This window comes from Microbacterium azadirachtae (genome assembly GCF_025583665.1).
In the GTDB taxonomy this organism is placed as follows: Bacteria; Actinomycetota; Actinomycetes; order Actinomycetales; family Microbacteriaceae; genus Microbacterium; species Microbacterium azadirachtae.
Map to the genome: position 1 here is coordinate 1,315,920 of NZ_CP099706.1, position 18,654 is coordinate 1,334,573.

Sequence of the window (18,654 nt, forward strand, 5' to 3'; positions counted from 1 at the left end):
GGCGGCCGGCGGGACTGACCCGCCGGCCGCCTCTTCCTCCGGCGTCCTCGGACGCCCCCGACCCGAACCCGAAAGAGAGAACGCGTGGACGCACTCCTGGGCAATCTCGACCTGTGGGGGCAGGCGACCCTCAACACCGTCGTGCTGTTCCTCGGCGGCGGGGCGCTCGCCCTCGCGCTGGGCACCATCGTCGGCGCCATGCGCGTGTCGCCCGTGCCGATCGCCCGCGCCGTGGGCACCGTGTATGTGAACCTGGTGCGCAACACCCCGCTCACCCTGGTGTTCTTCTTCTTCGTCTTCGGATACCCGAAGCTCGATCTTCCGGAGATCCCGTTCATGCCGCTGGGCATCATCGCCCTCGGCATCTACACCGCGACGTACGTCGCGGAGGTCCTCCGCGCCGGCATCAACACGGTGCCGGTCGGTCAGGCCGAGGCCGCACGCGCGATCGGTCTGTCGTTCGGCCAGGTCATGACCCTGGTGGTCGTGCCGCAGGCCTTCCGCTCCGTGGTGCCGCCCATGATGAGCGTGTTCATCGCCCTGCTGAAGAACACGACGGTGGCCGCCGGCTTCTCCATCGCCGAGCTCGCGGCGCTCCGCGCCACGGTCGCCGATTCGCCGAACCGGCCGGGGACCGTGATGGAGATCCTGCTCTGGGTCGCCGTCGTGTTCGTCGTCCTGGTGACGCTGCTGAGCCTGGTTCAGCGGCACTTCGAGAAGAAGTGGAGGATCGTCCGATGAGCGGCGCATCCGTGCTCTACGACGTCCCCGGCCCGAAGGCCGTGCGGCGCAACCGGCTCCTCGGCCTCGTCACGGTGCTGGTCGTGCTCGCCGTCGTCGGCTTCATCGTCTACCGCTTCGCGGTGACCGGCCAGTTCGACGCCGCGCGCTGGAACCTCTTCACCTACACCCTCGTGTGGCAGGGCATGGCGCAGGCGCTGTGGGCCACCGTGAGCGCCTTCCTCGCCGCAGGCGTCGGAAGCATCGTCCTCGGCTTCGTGCTGGCGATCGGTCGGCTCTCCGACCACGCCTGGGTGCGCGTGCCGGTCACGCTCGTCATCGAGCTGCTGCGCGCCGTGCCGGTGCTGGTCATGATGATGATCTTCTTCTACGGCGTGAACTCGATCCCCGGATCCACGTTCCGGATGTCGGCGTACGCCGCGGTCGTGATCGGGCTCGTGCTCTACAACGGCTCGGTGCTCGCCGAGGCGCTGCGCGCGGGTGTGGAGGCGCTGCCGAAGGGGCAGAAGGAAGCGGGCTACGCGATCGGGCTGCGCAAGTCGGGCGTGATGGCGTTCATCCTGCTGCCTCAGGCGATCCGGGCGATGCTGCCGGTGATCGTGGCGCAGCTCGTGGTGACGCTCAAGGACACGGCGCTCGGCTTCATCATCACCTACCCCGAGCTCATCTACTACGCGAAGTACCTCAGCTCGCAGCCCGGACGTCCGCTGCTGCAGGCAGGGCTGATCGTCGCCGTCATCTACATCTCCATGTGCCTTCTCCTGTCGGGAGTCGCGAAGTGGCTCGAAGTGCGCACCCGGCGCTCGCCGAAGGTGCCGCACGGGCCCGGGGGCAACGCGGCGGCCGACGACGAGTCCACGCTGACCGAGGTGATCGCGCTCCAGGGACGGGCCGGTCGCCTCGACGCCGGCGGGGGACCCCGCTGACTCCGGCGCGCTCAGCCGGGGGGCCTGAGCGCGCCGGTAGGCTCGCACCCATGCAGCGCGTCGATCCGGTCTCCGCGTATCCGCCTGCGTCGAGCCGGACCATCGAGCAGTGGCTGGATCCCGACCTCGGATCGCGGTACTCCGCGGAGTTCGGCACCCGTCTGCGCGAGATCGCCGACGCCCGCGCCGGCGTCGCCGCCATGTGGGCAGCCTTCCTGAGCCTGGGCCTCTCGGCCGTGCTGTTCGCCCTCGTCATGCTCGCGGTCACCGCACGCGTCGACGCCACGGTCCCGTGGATGATCGCCGGGGCGGCCGTCGCCGCGGTCAGCGCGCTGTTCCTGCGCAGGGTGCGGCGCTGGATGCCGAGACCGGGGGCGTCCGTGGCGAGCCGCGGTCCGGGGGACCTGCGCGGCGGACTGTGGGCCGCAGGGGCGATCCTCGTCGCGCTCAACGCCCTCTTCGCGATCAGCGTGCTCACCACGGGCGACTTCGGTCCGATCCTGTTCGTCGACCTCGGCACGGTGCTGCTCCTTGCGTCGGCGTTCATCGTCCCGCCGGCGATCATCGGCAGGAGCCGGGAGACGCTGCGGCGGCAGGCGGCGAAGGATCCGCGGCTCCTCGCCACCCTGGAGCGGGAGCGGCTCACCTGGACGCCCCGCCCGGGGACGTCGATGTTCGGTCCGCTCTGAGCGGGCCTGCTCCAAGGGGGCGCGGACGCGCCGGTAGACTCGGTTCTCGTGTCCGACAACGCACAGAACTCTCCCGACATCACGCCCGAGGCGGTGGAATCCGCCGTCGAGGCCGCGCTCGCCGCGATCGGATCCGCGGCCGACACGGCCCAGCTCAAAGCCGCGCGCGCCGCGCACGTCGCCGAAGGGTCGCCGCTCGCGGTCCTGAACGCGTCGATGCGCCAGGTCGCGCCCGAGCACAAGGCCGCCTTCGGCAAGCTCATCGGGCAGGGCCGCGGCCGGGTCACGCAGGCGCTCGCGGCCAAGGAGGCGGAGCTCGCTGAGGCGGAGACCGCCGCCCGCCTGGAGGCGGAGCGCGTCGACATCACCGCCGTGGCCTCGCGCACCCCGGTCGGCGCCCGGCACCCGCTCACCCTGCTGCAGGAGCAGATCAGCGACGTGTTCGTCGGCATGGGCTGGGAGATCGCGGAGGGGCCCGAGCTCGAGCACGAGTGGTTCAACTTCGACGCGCTGAACTTCGACGTCGATCACCCCGCGCGGCAGGAGCAGGACACCTTCTACGTGGATCCGGCCTCGCGCCACCTCGTGATGCGCACGCACACGAGCCCGGTCCAGGTGCGCTCGATGCTCGACCGCGAGGTGCCGATCTACGTGCTCTGCCCCGGCCGGGTGTACCGCACCGACGAGTTCGACGCGACGCACCTTCCGGTGTTCACGCAGTTCGAGGGCCTCGTCGTCGACAAGGGCATCTCGATGGCGCACCTGAAGGGCACGCTCGACCACGTCGCGCGTCAGCTCTTCGGCCCGGAGGCGAAGACGCGCTTCCGCACGAACTTCTTCCCCTTCACCGAGCCGTCCGCCGAGCTCGACCTGTGGCACCCCACCTTCAAGGGCGGTGCGCGCTGGATCGAGTGGGGCGGCTGCGGGATGATCAACCCCAATGTGCTGCGCGCCGCGGGCATCGACCCCGACGTGTACAGCGGCTTCGCGTTCGGCATGGGCGTGGAGCGCGCTTTGATGTTCCGCAGCGACGTGCAGGACATGCGGGACATGGCCGAGGGCGATGTCCGTTTCAGCGAGCAGTTCGGGATGGTGGTGTGATGCGCGTCCCGCTTTCGTGGCTGCGTGAGTACGTGGATGTGGCCGACTCGGTCACGCCGGACGACGTCTTCGCCGCGCTCGTCGCGGTGGGCTTCGAGGAGGAGGAGCTGCACGGCTTCGGCATCTCGGGCCCGGTCGTCGTCGGGCAGGTGCTCTCCTTCGAGGAGGAGTCGCAGTCCAACGGCAAGACGATCCGCTGGTGCCAGGTCGACGTCGGCGAGGCGGACGCTTCGACGGGCTCATCGACCGATCCGGCCCATCCGGGCCGCGATATCCGAGGCATCGTCTGCGGCGCCCGCAACTTCGCCGTCGGCGACAAGGTCGTCGTGACGCTGCCCGGCGCGGTGCTGCCCGGCCCGTTCCCGATCGCGGCCCGCAAGACCTACGGCCACGTCTCCGACGGGATGATCGCCTCGGCGCGCGAGCTGGGCCTCGGCGACGAGCACAACGGGATCCTGATCCTGGCCGAGCTCGGCATCGACGCCCCCGTCGGCGCCGACGCGATCGCGCTTCTCGGGCTCGACGACGTGGCCGTCGACATCAACGTCACGCCCGACCGCGGCTACGCGTTCTCGATCCGCGGGGTGGCGCGCGAGTACGCGCACGCCACGGGCGCATCCTTCCGCGACCCGGCCGAGCGCGACTTCGCGGAGCTGCAGCCCGGCACCGGCTTCACGGCGGTGGTCGAGGACGCGGCGCCCATCCGCGGCGCCGTGGGAGCGACCGAGTTCGTCACGCGCGTGGTGCGCGGCGTGGATCCGTCCCGCCCCACCCCGCCGTGGATGATCGCCCGGCTGACGCTCGCGGGCATGCGCTCGCTCGGGGTGCTCATCGACATCACCAACTACGTCATGCTCGAGCTCGGCAACCCCGTGCACGGCTACGACCTCGACAAGCTGGACGGCGGCATCGTGGTGCGTCGCGCCGCGGCGGGGGAGACCATGGTCACCCTCGACGGTCAGGAGCGCACGCTCAGCGACGAGGATCTGCTCATCACCGACGGATCCGGACCGATCGGCCTCGCCGGCGTCATGGGCGGCGGCACCACCGAGATGAGCGACACCACGCGCAACGTGCTGATCGAGGCGGCCACGTTCGACCCGATCACCATCGCGCGCTCGGCCCGCCGTCACAAGCTGCCCAGCGAGGCGTCCAAGCGCTTCGAGCGCGGCGTGGACCCGCTCATCCCGTTCGCCGCGGCGCGGCGGGTGGCCGACCTGATGGTCGAGCTCGCCGGCGGCACCCTGACCGAGGAGGGCGGGGCCCTCTTCGCCGAGGTGTTCATCGAGGGCATCGATCTGCCGTCCGGCTTCGTGCAGGGGCTCATCGGCGTCGACTACGACGACGACGAGGTGACCGGCGCGCTCGAGACGATCGGCGCCGAGGTCACGGCGGTCGACGGCGGCTGGAACGTCATCCCGCCGAGCTGGCGGCCCGATCTCACCGACAAGTGGACGCTGGCCGAAGAGGTGGCGCGCATCCACGGGCTGGACCGCATCCCCTCGGTGCTGCCGACGCCGCCCTCGGGTCGCGGTCTCACCGAGCTGCAGCAGGGACGCCGCCGCGTCGCGAACGCCCTCGCCGCCGCAGGACTCGTGGAGACCCCCGCGTTCCCGTTCACCACGCAGGAGCAGAACGACCTGCACGGCTCCGCGTCGGGCGAGAGCCTCCCGGGCGTCCGCCTGGCGAACCCCCTCGACGGGCAGGCGCCGTTCCTGCGCCGTTCGCTCGTCCCCGGCCTGCTGCAGATCGCGCACCGCAACATCGCCCGCGGGCTGGTGGATCTGGCGATCTTCGAGACCGGCGTCGTGTTCCTGCCCGAGCCGGGCGTCGTGTACGGCACGGAGGACGTTCCTCCGCTGGGGATCCGTCCTTCGGACGAGACCCTTGCCGCCCTGAACGCATCGATCCCGCCGCAGGCGCGCCACGTGGCGGCGCTGTTCACGGGGCACGTCACCCCGCGTCAGCCGGGCCGCGCGGCCGAGGAGTACGGCCTCAGCGAGGCGCTCGACGCCGTGCGCGTGATCGCGGATGCCGCCGGCGTGCCGATCGACGTGGTGCAGGGCAGCCGCGCGGCGCTGCACCCCGGCCGCACCGGCGTGCTGCAGGTGCGCGGCGCCGAGGTCGGCTACGTCGGGGAGCTGCACCCGCAGGTCGCCGCGGACGCGGATCTGCCGGGTCGCGCCGTCGTCCTCGAGCTCGACCTCGACGGCGTGCTGGCGATGGCCGGCGAGCGCGTCGTCGCGGCGTCGCTGTCCACGTACCCGGCCGCCACGCAGGACGTCTCGCTCGTGGTCGCCGCCGAGGTCCCGGCGGCCGACGTCCGCGCGGCGCTGGCCGAGGGCTCCGGGGCGCTGCTCGAGTCCGTCCGCCTCGTCGACGACTACCGCGGCGAAGGCGTGCCGTCCGGGTCCAAGAGCCTGACCTTCGCGCTGCGCTTCCGCGCCGACGACCGCACGCTCACCGCGGCCGAGGCAACGGAGGCGAAGCTCGCCGGCGTCGCGGTGGCGACCGAGCGGCTCGGGGCGCAGATCCGAGACTGAGACGCGACGCGCACGACGCGGGAACGCCTGCACGACCCGGATCCACGGATCCATCGTGCAGGCGTTCTCCCGTCCTGCACCCGGCGCACGGCGGACGCTGCGCCGGAGGCGTTCGTGGCTAGACTGACCGGCAGTGACACGGGGTGCCGCATCCGCGGCTGAGATCACACCCGTCGAACCTGATCTAGGTCGTACTAGCGAAGGGATGTCGCGATGAACGCGCGTCTGGAATTGTCGTCCGAGTCCGTGGTGGAGTCCGCCGCGGGCCTTCTCGAAGAGCTGCGGGCCGAGCCTCCGCTCGTGCACTGCATCACGAACTCGGTGGTGACCGGCTTCACGGCGAACGTGCTGCTCGCCCTCGGCGCCGCACCCGCGATGGTGGACATCACGGGTGAGGCCGGCATGTTCGCGGCGATCTCGTCCGGACTGCTCGTCAATCTCGGCACCCCGACGCCCGAGCAGCGCTCTGCGAGCCTCGAAGCCGTCGGAGGAGCACGCACGGCGGGGACGCCCTGGGTGCTCGACCCGGTCGCGGTCGGCGCCCTGCCGGTGCGCACGGCGCTGGCGCAGGATCTGCTGGCTCTGCGCCCGACGGTGATCCGCGGCAACGCCTCCGAGATCCTGGCCCTCGCCGGCGTCTCCCAGGGCGGTCGCGGTGTGGACGCCCTGGACTCGACCGAGGCCGCGGCCGACGCCGCCCGCGACCTCGCCCGCCGGACCGGGGGAGCGGTCGCCGTCTCCGGTCCCGTCGACCTCCTGGTCGATGCGGACCGCGAGCTGCGCCTGGGCAACGGCGATGCCCTGCTCACACGGGTCACGGGAGGCGGCTGCGCGCTCGGCGCCGTGATGGCGGCGTTCCTCGGCACCGCCCGCCGCACGGGCGACAGCCCGCTCCTGGCCGCGTCCGCAGCGACGCTGGTCTACACCCTCGCCGCGGAGGACGCCGCGGCGAGGGCCGCGGGGCCGGGCTCGTTCGCGGTAGGTCTGCTCGATGCGCTGTCGGCGGTCGAACCCGGGCGGATCGCGGCGCGGGCCCGCGTCGAGACGGGTGTCGCCGCATGACCGCCGTCGACCTGCTCGACGCGGTGCCCGCCCCCGAGACGGCTCCGCCGGAGCGCGGAGGCGACGCGCTCGCGTCCCGTCTGCGCGCAGACGATCTCGCGCTGTACCTGGTGACCGATCCGGTGCTCAGCGGTGAGCGGGGCGTGGCCGCCGTGGTCGACGCGGCGGTGACGGCGGGCGTGCGGATCGTCCAGCTGCGCGACAAGGAGGCAGACCACGCGTCGTTCGTCGCACAGCTCGAGGTGCTGTCCCGCGTGATCGACGGGCGGGCGCTGCTCGTCGCCGACGACCGCCTCGACGCGGTCCTCGAGGCGCGGCGCCGTGGTGCCCGGGTGGACGGCATCCACCTCGGCCAGTCGGACGCGTCGCCGACGGCGGCGCGTTCGCTGCTCGGTCCGGAGGCGATCGTCGGCCTCACGGCGAACCGTCCGGAGCATCTGGACGCCGTGCGCGCGCTGCCGCCCGGGACGGTGGACTATCTCGGCGTCGGCGTCATCCGCCCCACGAGCACCAAGCCGGATCATCCTGAGCCTCTCGGCGTGGCGGGGTTCGCGGCCTTCGCCGCGCAGAGCCCGCTGCCCTGCGTCGCGATCGGCGGGATCGGGTACGACGACGTCGCCCCGCTGCGGGCGGCCGGCGCGGCCGGCGTCGCCGTGGTGTCCGCGCTGTGCGCGGCGCCGGATCCGCAGGGGGCCGCCCGAGGACTGCTGCGGGCGTGGGGCGCCGGCGGGGTTCCGCGGGTGCTCTCGATCGCCGGCAGCGACCCGTCCGGAGGTGCGGGCATCCAGGCCGACCTCAAGGCGATCGCCGCGAACGGCGGCTACGGGATGGCGGTGATCACGGCGCTGACCGCGCAGAACACCCGCGGCGTGAGCGCGGTGCACGTGCCGCCGGCGGAGTTCCTGCGCGCCCAGCTCGACGCGATCGGCGAGGACGTGCGCGTCGACGCCGTCAAGATCGGCATGCTCGCCGGATCCGCCGTGATCGCCGAGGTCGCGTCCTGGCTGCGCTCCCATCGCCCGCCGACGGTCGTGCTGGATCCGGTCATGGTCGCCACCTCCGGTCACAGGCTCCTCGACGACGATGCCGAGCAGGCGCTCCGGGAGCTCCTGCCGCTGGCGGATCTGATCACGCCGAACCTGCCCGAGCTGGCGGTCCTGCTCGGCGAGCCGCCGGCTGCCGACTGGGCCGCCGCGCGCGGTCAGGCCCAGCGGCTCGCGGCCGCGTCCGGCGCCCTGGTGCTGGTCAAGGGCGGCCACCTCGGCACAGCCGAGGCCCCGGACGCGCTCGTCGGCCCCCGGGGAACGCTGCGCGACTATCCGGGTCCGCGCCTGCGGACGACCAGCACCCACGGCACCGGGTGCTCGCTGTCCGCGGGCGTGGCCACGCGCCGCGCCGCCGATCACGAGTGGCGTGACGCGGTCGCGGAGGTGCGGGAATGGCTGCGGGAGTCGATCGCGGCGGGCACGGAGCTGCAGGTCGGATCCGGTCACGGACCCGTCAGCCACTTCTCCGGGCTCTGGCGGCGCGGCGGCCTGACCACGGCACCCGCCGCGGATGCCGTTGCGGCCGAGTGGTGGGAGACCATCGCGCCGATCCGTCGCGCCATCGACGAGCTGCCGTTCCTGCGCCGGATGGCGGACGGGACGCTTCCCGTGCCGACGTTCCTCGGCTACCTCGCGCAGGACGCGCTCTATCTGCGGGAGTACGCGCGCACGCTGGCCGAAGCGGCCCGCATCGCGCCGACGCCGCAGGAGCAGGCGTTCTGGGCCCGGTGCGCCGAGCAGTCCGTGATCGCCGAGCTGCAGCTGCACGCGAGCCTGCTGTCCCCCGAGGGGATCGGCGCCGCGACGTTCGACGCACCCGCCGCGCCCGCCACCGTCGCCTACCTCGACCACCTGCGCGGGGCGGCCTTCGACGGAGACTACGGCGTGCTCGTCGCTGCCCTGCTGCCCTGCTTCTGGATCTACGCCGACGTGGGCACGCGCCTGCACGCCGAGGCGGGAGGGGATCCGTCGCATCCGTTCGCGGCCTGGCTGGACGAGTATGCGGATCCGCGGTTCGCGGAGGCGACCGCGCAGGCGATAGACATCGTCACCGGGCATGCCGGGCGCGTCGACGCGGCGACGCGGGATCGGATGCGGGTCGCGTTCGTGCGCTCGAGCGAGCACGAGCGGGCCTTCTTCGCCGCGGCCGCTCCCTGAGCGGACGCACCGGTCCCTGAGCGAGCGCCGCGAGACGACGCACCGCCGCCCCTCGTCTGGCCGGGCAACGCGCTCAGGGACCGCCCGCTCCGCCCTCGATTTGGCGGAGGAGGCCGCGCCGCGATATCGTCGCGGCATGCTCACGGCTCCGTACACGACCGCCCCGAAGGGCGCTGTCGTCGCGCGTCGACGCCGTTCGGGCGACCGCCGACTCTAGGCGACCCCGCGCTCCCGCGTCGCTCGCGGTCGAGTGCCGGCGTCGCCGCCTCCGGCCCCGCACCGCACTCCTGTCGCACGCCGTCTTCATGGGCGTCGTCGGCAGACCCGACCGTTAAGGTGGAAGCATGACGTATTCCGTCGCCGTCTCCGGCGCATCCGGTTATGCGGGCGGCGAGATCCTTCGCCTGCTCGCGAACCATCCCGACATCGAGATCCGCACCGTCACGGCGCACTCGAACGCCGGTCAGAAGCTCTCCGAGCACCAGCCGCACCTGCGCTCCCTCGCTCACCTCACCCTCCAGGAAACGACGCCGGAGACCCTCGCCGGGCACGACATCGTCTTCCTCGCCCTCCCGCACGGCCAGTCCGGGCAGTACACCGACGCGCTCGGCGATGTCCCGCTCGTGATCGATGCCGGAGCGGACCACCGGCTGACGTCGCAGAGCGCGTGGGACGCGTTCTACGGCGGCGCCTTCCACGAGCCGTGGACGTATGGCGTCCCGGAGCTGCTCGTCGCCGGCGCCAAGCAGCGCGAACAGCTCCGCGGCGCGACCCGCATCGCGGCCCCCGGCTGCAATGCGTCCACGGTGAGCCTGAGCCTCGCGCCCGGCGTCGCAGCGGGAGTGATCGACCCCTCCGACATCGTGACCGTGCTCGCCGTCGGCCCGTCCGGTGCGGGCAAGAGCCTCAAGACCCACCTGCTGGGCAGCGAGATCCTCGGATCCGCGAACCCGTACGCCGTCGGCGGGTCGCACCGGCACATCCCAGAGATCCGGCAGGCGCTCGCCGCCGCGTCCGGCGCCGAGCCCGACGGGATCCGGATCTCCTTCACGCCCGTCATCGTGCCGATGGCCCGCGGGATCCTCGCGACCTCGACCGCGCCGATCGCCCCGGGCGTCACGGACGCGGAGATCCGCGCGGCCTGGGAGAGCGCCTACGGAGGCGAGACCTTCGTGCAGCTGCTCCCCGAGGGATCCCTGCCGCGCACGGCCGACGTGCTCGGCGCCAACACCGCGCTCCTCGGTCTCGCGATCGATCGTGCGGCGAATCGCGTCGTGGTCGTCGCCGCCGTCGACAACCTCGTGAAGGGCACGGCGGGAGCCGCCATCCAGTCCATGAACATCGCGCTCGGTCTCGCCGAGACCACGGCGCTCAGCATCAACGGAGTCGCCCCATGAGCGTGACCGCACCCCAGGGTTTCGAGGCGGCCGGCGTCGTCGCAGGCCTCAAGTCGACCGGCAAGCCCGACGTCGCCGTGGTGGTGAACCGGGGCCCGCGCAAGGTGGGCGCGGCCGTGTTCACCAGCAACCGCGCCAAGGCCAACCCGGTCATCTGGTCCCAGGAGGTCGTCAAGGACGGCGTCGTCGAGGCCGTCGTGCTGAACTCGGGGGGAGCGAACTGCTTCACCGGGCCGTTCGGCTTCCAGACCAGCCACCTCACGGCGGAGCGTGCGGCCGAACTGCTCGGCGTGAGCGCCGGCGACGTGGTGGTCTGCTCGACCGGGCTCATCGGGACCGGCGACGAGGTCTTCCGCAGCAAGGTGCTCGCAGGGGTCGAGGCGGGAGTCGCCCAGCTCAGCGTCGACGGCGGCCAGGCCGCGGCCGAGGCGATCATGACGACCGACACCGTGGCGAAGACCGTCGTGGTGAGCCGCGACGGCTGGACGATCGGCGGCATGGCGAAGGGCGCGGGCATGCTCGCACCCGGCCTCGCGACGATGCTCGTCGTGCTCACGACCGACGCCGAGCTCGATGCCGGCGAGGCGCATGCGCTGCTGCTTCGCGCGACCGGCACGACGTTCGACCGCCTCGACTCCGACGGATGCATGTCGACCAACGACCAGGTCACGCTCCTCGCCAACGGAGCGAGCGGGATCCGTCCCGACCTCGACGCGTTCGCCGCAGCCCTGACCGAGGTCTCCGATGAGCTGGCGCGCAAGCTCCAGGACGACGCGGAAGGCGCCAGCCACGCCATCTCGATCGAGGTGGTGCACGCGCGGAGCGAGCAGGATGCCGTGGAGGTGGGCCGCTCGGTCGCCCGCAACAACCTGTTCAAGGCGGCGATCTTCGGAAACGACCCCAACTGGGGGCGGGTGCTCGCCGCGATCGGCACCACGACGGCGGAATTCGACCCGTACGACGTCGACGTGTGGATGAACGGCGTGCGCGTGTGCACGGCGGGCGGGCCGGACCGGCCGCGCGAGGAGGTCGACCTGACTTCACGGGCGACGCACGTGCTGATCGACCTCAAGGTCGGCGACGCGGCGGCCACGATCCGCACCAACGACCTGACCCACGACTACGTGCACGAGAACAGCGCCTACTCCTCATGAGCGACCTTCAGGACACCGCCCCCGAAGAAGCCGCGGTCAAGGCGCAGACCCTCATCGAGTCCCTGCCGTGGCTGAAGAAGTTCCGCGACCAGATCGTGGTCGTCAAGTACGGCGGCAACGCCATGATCTCCGACGAGCTGCAGGAGGCCTTCGCGCAGGACATCGCGTATCTGCGCTACGTCGGCGTGCAGCCGGTGGTCGTGCACGGCGGCGGCCCGCAGATCTCCCACATGCTGGATCGCCTCGCGATCCCGAGCGAGTTCAAGGGCGGCTACCGCGTCACCTCGACCGAGGCGATCAGCGTGGTGCGGATGGTGCTCACCGGGCACATCAACCCGCAGCTCGTCGCGAAGATCAACAGCCACGGCCCGATCGCCACGGGGCTCAGCGGTGAGGACGCCGGCCTGTTCGGCGGCCGTCGTCGCGGCGTCGTCGTCGACGGGGAGGAAGTGGATCTCGGTCGCGTCGGCGACGTCGTCCAGGTGGATCCGACGCCGGTGCTCGACCACCTCGCTGCGGGCCGGATCCCGGTCGTGTCCAGCATCGCGCCGGACCTCGACCACCCCGGCCAGTCGCTCAACGTGAACGCCGACGCCGCCGCGGCCGCCCTGGCCACGGCGCTCGGCGCGGTCAAGCTCGTGATCCTCACCGACGTCGCGGGCCTGTACGCCGACTGGCCGAACCGCGACTCCCTGGTCTCGCATCTGACCACGGGGGAGCTGAAGCGGCTGCTGCCGTCGCTCGAGTCGGGCATGATCCCGAAGATGACCGCGTGCCTCGAGGCCGTGGAGTCCGGGGTGCACGCGGCGGCCATCATCGACGGACGGGTGCCGCACTCGGTGCTCGTCGAACTCTTCACCAGCAAGGGAATCGGAACGGAGGTGGTGGCGGGATGACCTCGCACGCCGCACAGACATCGGAGACGGCACAGGCCTGGCAGGACGCGGCCGACCGCGACCTGATCCTGAACGCCGGACCGCGATTCGAGCTGCTCGTCCGCGGCGAGGGCTCGCACCTGTGGGACGGCGAAGGCCGGCGCTACCTCGACTTCCTCGCGGGGATCGCGGTCACCGCACTCGGTCACGCCCACCCCGTGTTCGTGGAGGCCGTGTCGCGCCAGGCGGGCACCCTCGCCCACGTCTCGAACTACTTCGCCACGCCGCCGCAGCTCGAGCTGGCCGCGCGGCTCAAGCGGCTGGCCGGCACGGGGGACGCGGGCCGCGTCTTCTTCGGCAATTCCGGCACCGAGGCCAACGAGGCGGCGTTCAAGCTCGCCCGGCTGCACGGAGGAGTCGAGCGCCCGCGGATCCTGTCGCTCGACAACGCGTTCCACGGCCGCACGATCGGCGCGCTCGCGCTGACCGCGAAGGCGTCCATGCGGGATCCGTTCCAGCCGCTTCCCGGCGGCGTCGAGCACATCCCCGCGACCATCGAAGCGCTCGAAGCCGCGATGGACGACCGCGTCGCCGCACTCTTCGTCGAGCCCATCCAGGGCGAGGCCGGCGTGCTCGAGCTGCCGGAGGGGTACCTCCGCGCCGCCCGCGAGCTCACCACCGCCCACGGTGCGCTGCTCATCGTCGACGAGATCCAGACCGGCGCCGGCCGCACGGGTGACTGGTTCGCCTTCCAGCACGACGGCATCGTGCCCGACGCGATCACGCTCGCGAAGGGCATCGGCGGAGGCTTCCCGATCGGCGCGCTCGTCGCGTTCGGCGAGGCCGCGGCGCTGCTGCAGCCCGGTTCGCACGGCTCGACCTTCGGGGGCAATCCGCTCGCCACGGCGGTGAGCAACGCGGTGCTCGAGGAGATCGAGCAGTCGGGTCTCGTGCAGAACGCGCGCGACCGCGGCGCGCAGGTGCGCGCGGCGGTCGGGGGGATCGGATCCCCGCTGGTCGCTGGCGTGCGCGGCCGCGGACTGCTGATCGGCGTCGCGCTGTCGGCTCCCGTTGCCGGTCAGGTGGTGGCCGCGGCGCAGCGCCTCGGCCTGATCGTGAACGCCGCGAACCCCTCCTCGGTGCGTATCGCGCCCGCGCTCACCATCGGCGACGCCGAGATCGCCGAGTTCACCGACCTGTTCACCGCCGCCCTCGCCGAGGTCGCGGCCGCCGCCCCTACGGAGACCCCGAAGTGACCCGCCACCTGCTGCGCGACGACGATCTGACCACCGCCGAACAGACGGAGATCCTCGATCTCGCGCTCGAGCTCAAGAAGGACCGCTGGGCCGACAAGACCCTCGCGGGCCCGCAGACGGTCGCGGTGATCTTCGACAAGTCGTCCACGCGCACCCGCGTCTCCTTCGCGGTGGGGATCGCGGATCTGGGCGGCTCCCCGCTCATCATCTCGACGGCGAACAGCCAGCTCGGCGGCAAGGAGACCCCGGCGGACACGGCTCGGGTGCTGGAGCGTCAGGTGGCTGCGATCGTGTGGCGCACTTACGCGCAGGCGGGCCTGGAGGAGATGGCCGCGGGCACCAGGGTTCCCGTGATCAACGCGCTGTCCGACGACTTCCACCCCTGTCAGCTGCTCGCCGACCTGCTCACGATCCGCGAGCACAAGGGCGACCTGAAGGGGCTGACGCTGTCGTTCTTCGGCGACGGACGCAGCAACATGGCGCACTCCTACGTGCTGGCCGGCGTGACCGCGGGCATGCACGTGCGGGTGGCGTCGCCCGAGGCGTACGCCCCCCGGGCGGACGTCGTGGCGGATGCGCACCGGAGGGCCGCGGAGACCGGGGGATCGCTGACCCTCGTCACGGACCCGGACGCGGCCGCCGACGGCGCCGACGTGATCGTGACCGACACCTGGGTGTCCATGGGCAAGGAGGAGGAGAAGGCGCAGCGCCTGCGCGACCTCGGCGGCTACAAGGTGACCGCCGCGACGATGGCGCGCGCGGACTCCGCGGCGATCTTCATCCACTGCCTGCCGGCCGATCGCGGCTACGAGGTCGACTCCGAGGTCATCGACGGCCCGCAGAGCGTGGTCTGGGACGAGGCGGAGAACCGTCTGCACGCCCAGAAGGCGCTGCTGGTGTGGCTGATCGGGAAGTCCTCGGAATCGTCGAGCGAGGGGGCGAAGTGACGAAGAGCGACGCCGCGCACGGCACCAACCAGGGCGCGCTCTGGGGCGGCCGGTTCGCCGGAGGCCCGAGCCCCGAGCTCGCCGAGCTCAGCCGCTCGACGCACTTCGACTGGATCCTCGCCCCCTACGACATCGCGGGATCGCACGCGCACGCGACCGCCCTCGAAGCCGCCGGATACCTTGAGGCCGACGAGGCCGTGCGGATGCACGCCGGACTGGACGCGCTCGCCGCGCGCATCGCCGACGGCACGCTGCTCCCGCAGCCGGGGGACGAGGACGTGCACGGGGCGCTCGAGGCGGCGCTCATCGCAGAGGTCGGTGCGGATCTGGGCGGGCGCCTGCGCGCGGGCCGCAGCCGCAACGACCAGATCGCCACGCTCGTGCGGATGTACCTGATCGACCACGCGCGGATCATCGCCCGCGAGGTCCTCGGCCTCATCGACGCGCTGGTCGCCCAGGCCCAGGCCCACGAGAAAGCGATCCTGCCCGGGCGCACGCATCTGCAGCACGCGCAGCCGGTGCTTCTCGCGCACCACCTGCAGGCGCACGCCTGGCCGCTGGTGCGCGACCTGGAACGCCTGGTCGACTGGCGCGCCCGCGCCGGCGTCTCGCCGTACGGCGGGGGAGCGCTCGCCGGCTCCACTCTGGGGCTCGACCCGGCGCTCGTCGCCCGTGAGCTGGGGCTCGACCGCCCGGCCGAGAACTCGCTCGACGGCACCGCGTCCCGTGACGTGGTCGCCGAATTCGCGTTCATCACCGCGATGATCGGCATCAACCTGTCGCGGCTCTCCGAGGAGATCATCCTCTGGAACACGCGTGAGTTCGGCTTCGTCACGCTCGACGACGGCTACTCGACCGGATCCAGCATCATGCCGCAGAAGAAGAACCCGGACATCGCCGAGCTCGCGCGCGGCAAGTCCGGCCGGCTGATCGGCAACCTCTCCGGCCTGATGGCGACGCTCAAGGGACTGCCGCTCGCGTACAACCGCGATCTGCAGGAGGACAAGGAGCCGGTCTTCGACTCCGTGCGCACCCTCGAGGTGGTGCTTCCCGCCTTCACCGGCATGATCGCGACGCTGCGCTTCGACACTGAGCGGATGGCGGCGCTCGCCCCTCAGGGATTCTCGCTCGCGACCGACGTCGCCGAGTGGCTGGTCAAGAACCGGGTTCCGTTCCGCGAGGCGCACGAGATCTCCGGATCGCTGGTGCGCGCGTGCGAGCAGCGGGGGATCGGTCTCGAAGACGCGGACGACGCGCTCCTCGCAGAGGTCTCTCCGCACCTCACTCCGGATGTGCGTGAGGTTCTGACGATCGAGGGCTCGGTCGCAAGCCGTGACGGCGTGGGCGGCACTGCTCCGGTGCGAGTCGCCGAGCAGCGCACCGAGCTCGTCGCCCGTGCACAGTCCGCCGCGCACGCGCTCGGCATGTGACGAGCGGAACCCCGCTCGAGGCACCCGATGAAGCATCGAAACCCCCTCCTGGTCGCCGGCCGGTAGGGGGTTTCGTCGTTCATCAGGTGTTTCACCGGGGAGGAGCGGAAACCCCCGATGCCCGACACGCCCGGGATGCGGCCCGGATTTGCCGGAACCCCGGGATCCGCGTAACTTATTACTTGTTCGCCCCAAGCGGTAGAGCGAAGGGCCGGAAGGCCTGACTCCCCAAGCGGCGAACGAACCCCCATCTCGATGAAGAACTTCCCTTGCGGAAGAACTTCAGCTATGATGGGGAACTCCCAGCTCAGGTTCGCCGCAAGGCGCAGCGAGCGGGAGTGAGATCAAGCCCTACTTGTGATGCCGCGAGGCTGAACTGTAGGAGCATCCGATCCTTGAGAACTCAACAGCGTGCACTTGTCAAATGCCAATTTATTCCTCGTCCAGTCTTCGGGCTGGTTGAGAAATTCCTTTGGATCAAAGACCAGCCCTTCGGGGTTGGCATTCGGATGAAGTCAGCAATGATGTCATCTCTTTGGTCAGTTTCAAACTCGCTGCGTTACTGGTTTTCCCTGGTTTCGTATGCTTTTCTTTTTTACGGAGAGTTTGATCCTGGCTCAGGATGAACGCTGGCGGCGTGCTTAACACATGCAAGTCGAACGATGAACCCGAAGCTTGCTTTGGGGGATTAGTGGCGAACGGGTGAGTAACACGTGAGCAACCTGCCCCTCACTCTGGGATAAGCGCTGGAAACGGCGTCTAATACTGGATACGAGACGCGACCGCATGGTCAGTGTCTGGAAAGATTTTTTGGTGGGGGATGGGCTCGCGGCCTATCAGCTTGTTGGTGAGGTAATGGCTCACCAAGGCGTCGACGGGTAGCCGGCCTGAGAGGGTGACCGGCCACACTGGGACTGAGACACGGCCCAGACTCCTACGGGAGGCAGCAGTGGGGAATATTGCACAATGGGCGGAAGCCTGATGCAGCAACGCCGCGTGAGGGATGACGGCCTTCGGGTTGTAAACCTCTTTTAGCAGGGAAGAAGCGAAAGTGACGGTACCTGCAGAAAAAGCACCGGCTAACTACGTGCCAGCAGCCGCGGTAATACGTAGGGTGCAAGCGTTATCCGGAATTATTGGGCGTAAAGAGCTCGTAGGCGGTTTGTCGCGTCTGCTGTGAAATCCCGAGGCTCAACCTCGGGCCTGCAGTGGGTACGGGCAGACTAGAGTGCGGTAGGGGAGATTGGAATTCCTGGTGTAGCGGTGGAATGCGCAGATATCAGGAGGAACACCGATGGCGAAGGCAGATCTCTGGGCCGTAACTGACGCTGAGGAGCGAAAGGGTGGGGAGCAAACAGGCTTAGATACCCTGGTAGTCCACCCCGTAAACGTTGGGAACTAGTTGTGGGGTCCTTTCCACGGATTCCGTGACGCAGCTAACGCATTAAGTTCCCCGCCTGGGGAGTACGGCCGCAAGGCTAAAACTCAAAGGAATTGACGGGGACCCGCACAAGCGGCGGAGCATGCGGATTAATTCGATGCAACGCGAAGAACCTTACCAAGGCTTGACATACACGAGAACGGGCCAGAAATGGTCAACTCTTTGGACACTCGTGAACAGGTGGTGCATGGTTGTCGTCAGCTCGTGTCGTGAGATGTTGGGTTAAGTCCCGCAACGAGCGCAACCCTCGTTCTATGTTGCCAGCACGTAATGGTGGGAACTCATGGGATACTGCCGGGGTCAACTCGGAGGAAGGTGGGGATGACGTCAAATCATCATGCCCCTTATGTCTTGGGCTTCACGCATGCTACAATGGCCGGTACAAAGGGCTGCAATACCGTGAGGTGGAGCGAATCCCAAAAAGCCGGTCCCAGTTCGGATTGAGGTCTGCAACTCGACCTCATGAAGTCGGAGTCGCTAGTAATCGCAGATCAGCAACGCTGCGGTGAATACGTTCCCGGGTCTTGTACACACCGCCCGTCAAGTCATGAAAGTCGGTAACACCTGAAGCCGGTGGCCTAACCCTTGTGGAGGGAGCCGTCGAAGGTGGGATCGGTAATTAGGACTAAGTCGTAACAAGGTAGCCGTACCGGAAGGTGCGGCTGGATCACCTCCTTTCTAAGGAGCATCTGACTCTTCGGAGTCCAGAACCCAGATCGAAGGCACACGTTCTTCGCTGGGAGCTCATGGGTGGAACATTTGACATGGCTCTCGTTGAGTCTTCTGGTTTTAGTACGCCGCTTGCGGTGGGAACGGACTGGGGGATGATGTGGGGGCCTGCACGCTGTTGGGTCCTGAGGGACCGGGTGTGGGAACACATGCGGTACT

13 protein-coding genes, 1 rRNA gene and 1 riboswitch are annotated in these 18,654 nt (G+C 70.2%); all 14 genes read left to right on the forward strand.

The genetic code is table 11. The features are described from left to right. Nucleotides 1–84 precede the first annotated feature (84 nt). The 14 genes from NFX31_RS06240 to NFX31_RS06305 all read left to right on the forward strand — a co-directional run bounded on the left by NFX31_RS06240 (nucleotide 85) and on the right by NFX31_RS06305 (nucleotide 18,444). On the forward strand, nucleotides 85–741 hold the full coding sequence (locus NFX31_RS06240; RefSeq protein ID WP_045249832.1) for an amino acid ABC transporter permease: 657 nt from the start codon (nucleotides 85–87) through the stop codon (nucleotides 739–741). Then, nucleotides 738–1,667, forward strand: a complete 930-nt coding sequence (locus NFX31_RS06245; RefSeq protein WP_045249831.1) for an amino acid ABC transporter permease — start codon at nucleotides 738–740, stop codon at nucleotides 1,665–1,667. The genes NFX31_RS06240 and NFX31_RS06245 overlap by 4 nt, the downstream gene beginning before the upstream one ends. Nucleotides 1,668–1,717: 50 nt before the next feature. Further along, a complete protein-coding gene (locus NFX31_RS06250) occupies nucleotides 1,718–2,356 on the forward strand; it encodes a hypothetical protein (protein ID WP_045249830.1) in 639 nt (212 codons plus the stop codon). 48 nt (nucleotides 2,357–2,404) lie between these two features. After that, on the forward strand, nucleotides 2,405–3,457 hold the full coding sequence (gene pheS / locus NFX31_RS06255; RefSeq protein WP_045249829.1) for a phenylalanine--tRNA ligase subunit alpha: 1,053 nt from the start codon (nucleotides 2,405–2,407) through the stop codon (nucleotides 3,455–3,457). Continuing rightward, the gene (gene pheT, locus NFX31_RS06260; protein WP_262957016.1) at nucleotides 3,457–6,000 is read left to right on the forward strand and encodes a phenylalanine--tRNA ligase subunit beta; all 2,544 of its coding nucleotides are present in this window, start codon (nucleotides 3,457–3,459) and stop codon (nucleotides 5,998–6,000) included. Before pheS ends, pheT begins: the two co-directional genes overlap by 1 nt. A 129-nt stretch (nucleotides 6,001–6,129) precedes the next feature. After that, a riboswitch (TPP riboswitch) is annotated at nucleotides 6,130–6,223 on the forward strand. Further along, nucleotides 6,214–7,062 (forward strand): hydroxyethylthiazole kinase, encoded by an 849-nt coding sequence (gene thiM / locus NFX31_RS06265; protein ID WP_262957017.1) that lies wholly within the window; start codon nucleotides 6,214–6,216, stop codon nucleotides 7,060–7,062. Its footprint overlaps the riboswitch before it by 10 nt. Next, nucleotides 7,059–9,266, forward strand: coding sequence for a bifunctional hydroxymethylpyrimidine kinase/phosphomethylpyrimidine kinase (locus tag NFX31_RS06270; protein WP_262957018.1), 2,208 nt, complete (start codon nucleotides 7,059–7,061; stop codon nucleotides 9,264–9,266). The genes thiM and NFX31_RS06270 overlap by 4 nt, the downstream gene beginning before the upstream one ends. Before the next feature lie 344 nt (nucleotides 9,267–9,610). Beyond that, on the forward strand, nucleotides 9,611–10,663 hold the full coding sequence (argC, locus tag NFX31_RS06275) for an N-acetyl-gamma-glutamyl-phosphate reductase (RefSeq protein ID WP_091480416.1): 1,053 nt from the start codon (nucleotides 9,611–9,613) through the stop codon (nucleotides 10,661–10,663). Beyond that, nucleotides 10,660–11,817, forward strand: a complete 1,158-nt coding sequence (gene argJ / locus NFX31_RS06280; RefSeq protein WP_262957019.1) for a bifunctional glutamate N-acetyltransferase/amino-acid acetyltransferase ArgJ — start codon at nucleotides 10,660–10,662, stop codon at nucleotides 11,815–11,817. Before argC ends, argJ begins: the two co-directional genes overlap by 4 nt. Continuing rightward, on the forward strand, nucleotides 11,814–12,713 hold the full coding sequence (gene argB / locus NFX31_RS06285) for an acetylglutamate kinase (RefSeq protein WP_045249824.1): 900 nt from the start codon (nucleotides 11,814–11,816) through the stop codon (nucleotides 12,711–12,713). The genes argJ and argB overlap by 4 nt, the downstream gene beginning before the upstream one ends. Beyond that, a complete protein-coding gene (locus NFX31_RS06290; protein ID WP_262957020.1) occupies nucleotides 12,710–13,948 on the forward strand; it encodes an acetylornithine transaminase in 1,239 nt (412 codons plus the stop codon). Before argB ends, NFX31_RS06290 begins: the two co-directional genes overlap by 4 nt. Further along, nucleotides 13,945–14,895: an ornithine carbamoyltransferase gene (argF, locus tag NFX31_RS06295; RefSeq protein WP_045249822.1), complete on the forward strand. Its 951-nt coding sequence runs from the start codon at nucleotides 13,945–13,947 to the stop codon at nucleotides 14,893–14,895. The genes NFX31_RS06290 and argF overlap by 4 nt, the downstream gene beginning before the upstream one ends. Further along, a complete protein-coding gene (gene argH / locus NFX31_RS06300) occupies nucleotides 14,892–16,325 on the forward strand; it encodes an argininosuccinate lyase (protein WP_045249821.1) in 1,434 nt (477 codons plus the stop codon). Before argF ends, argH begins: the two co-directional genes overlap by 4 nt. A 594-nt stretch (nucleotides 16,326–16,919) precedes the next feature. After that, nucleotides 16,920–18,444: ribosomal RNA gene (locus tag NFX31_RS06305) — 16S ribosomal RNA — on the forward strand. Nucleotides 18,445–18,654: the final 210 nt, after the last annotated feature.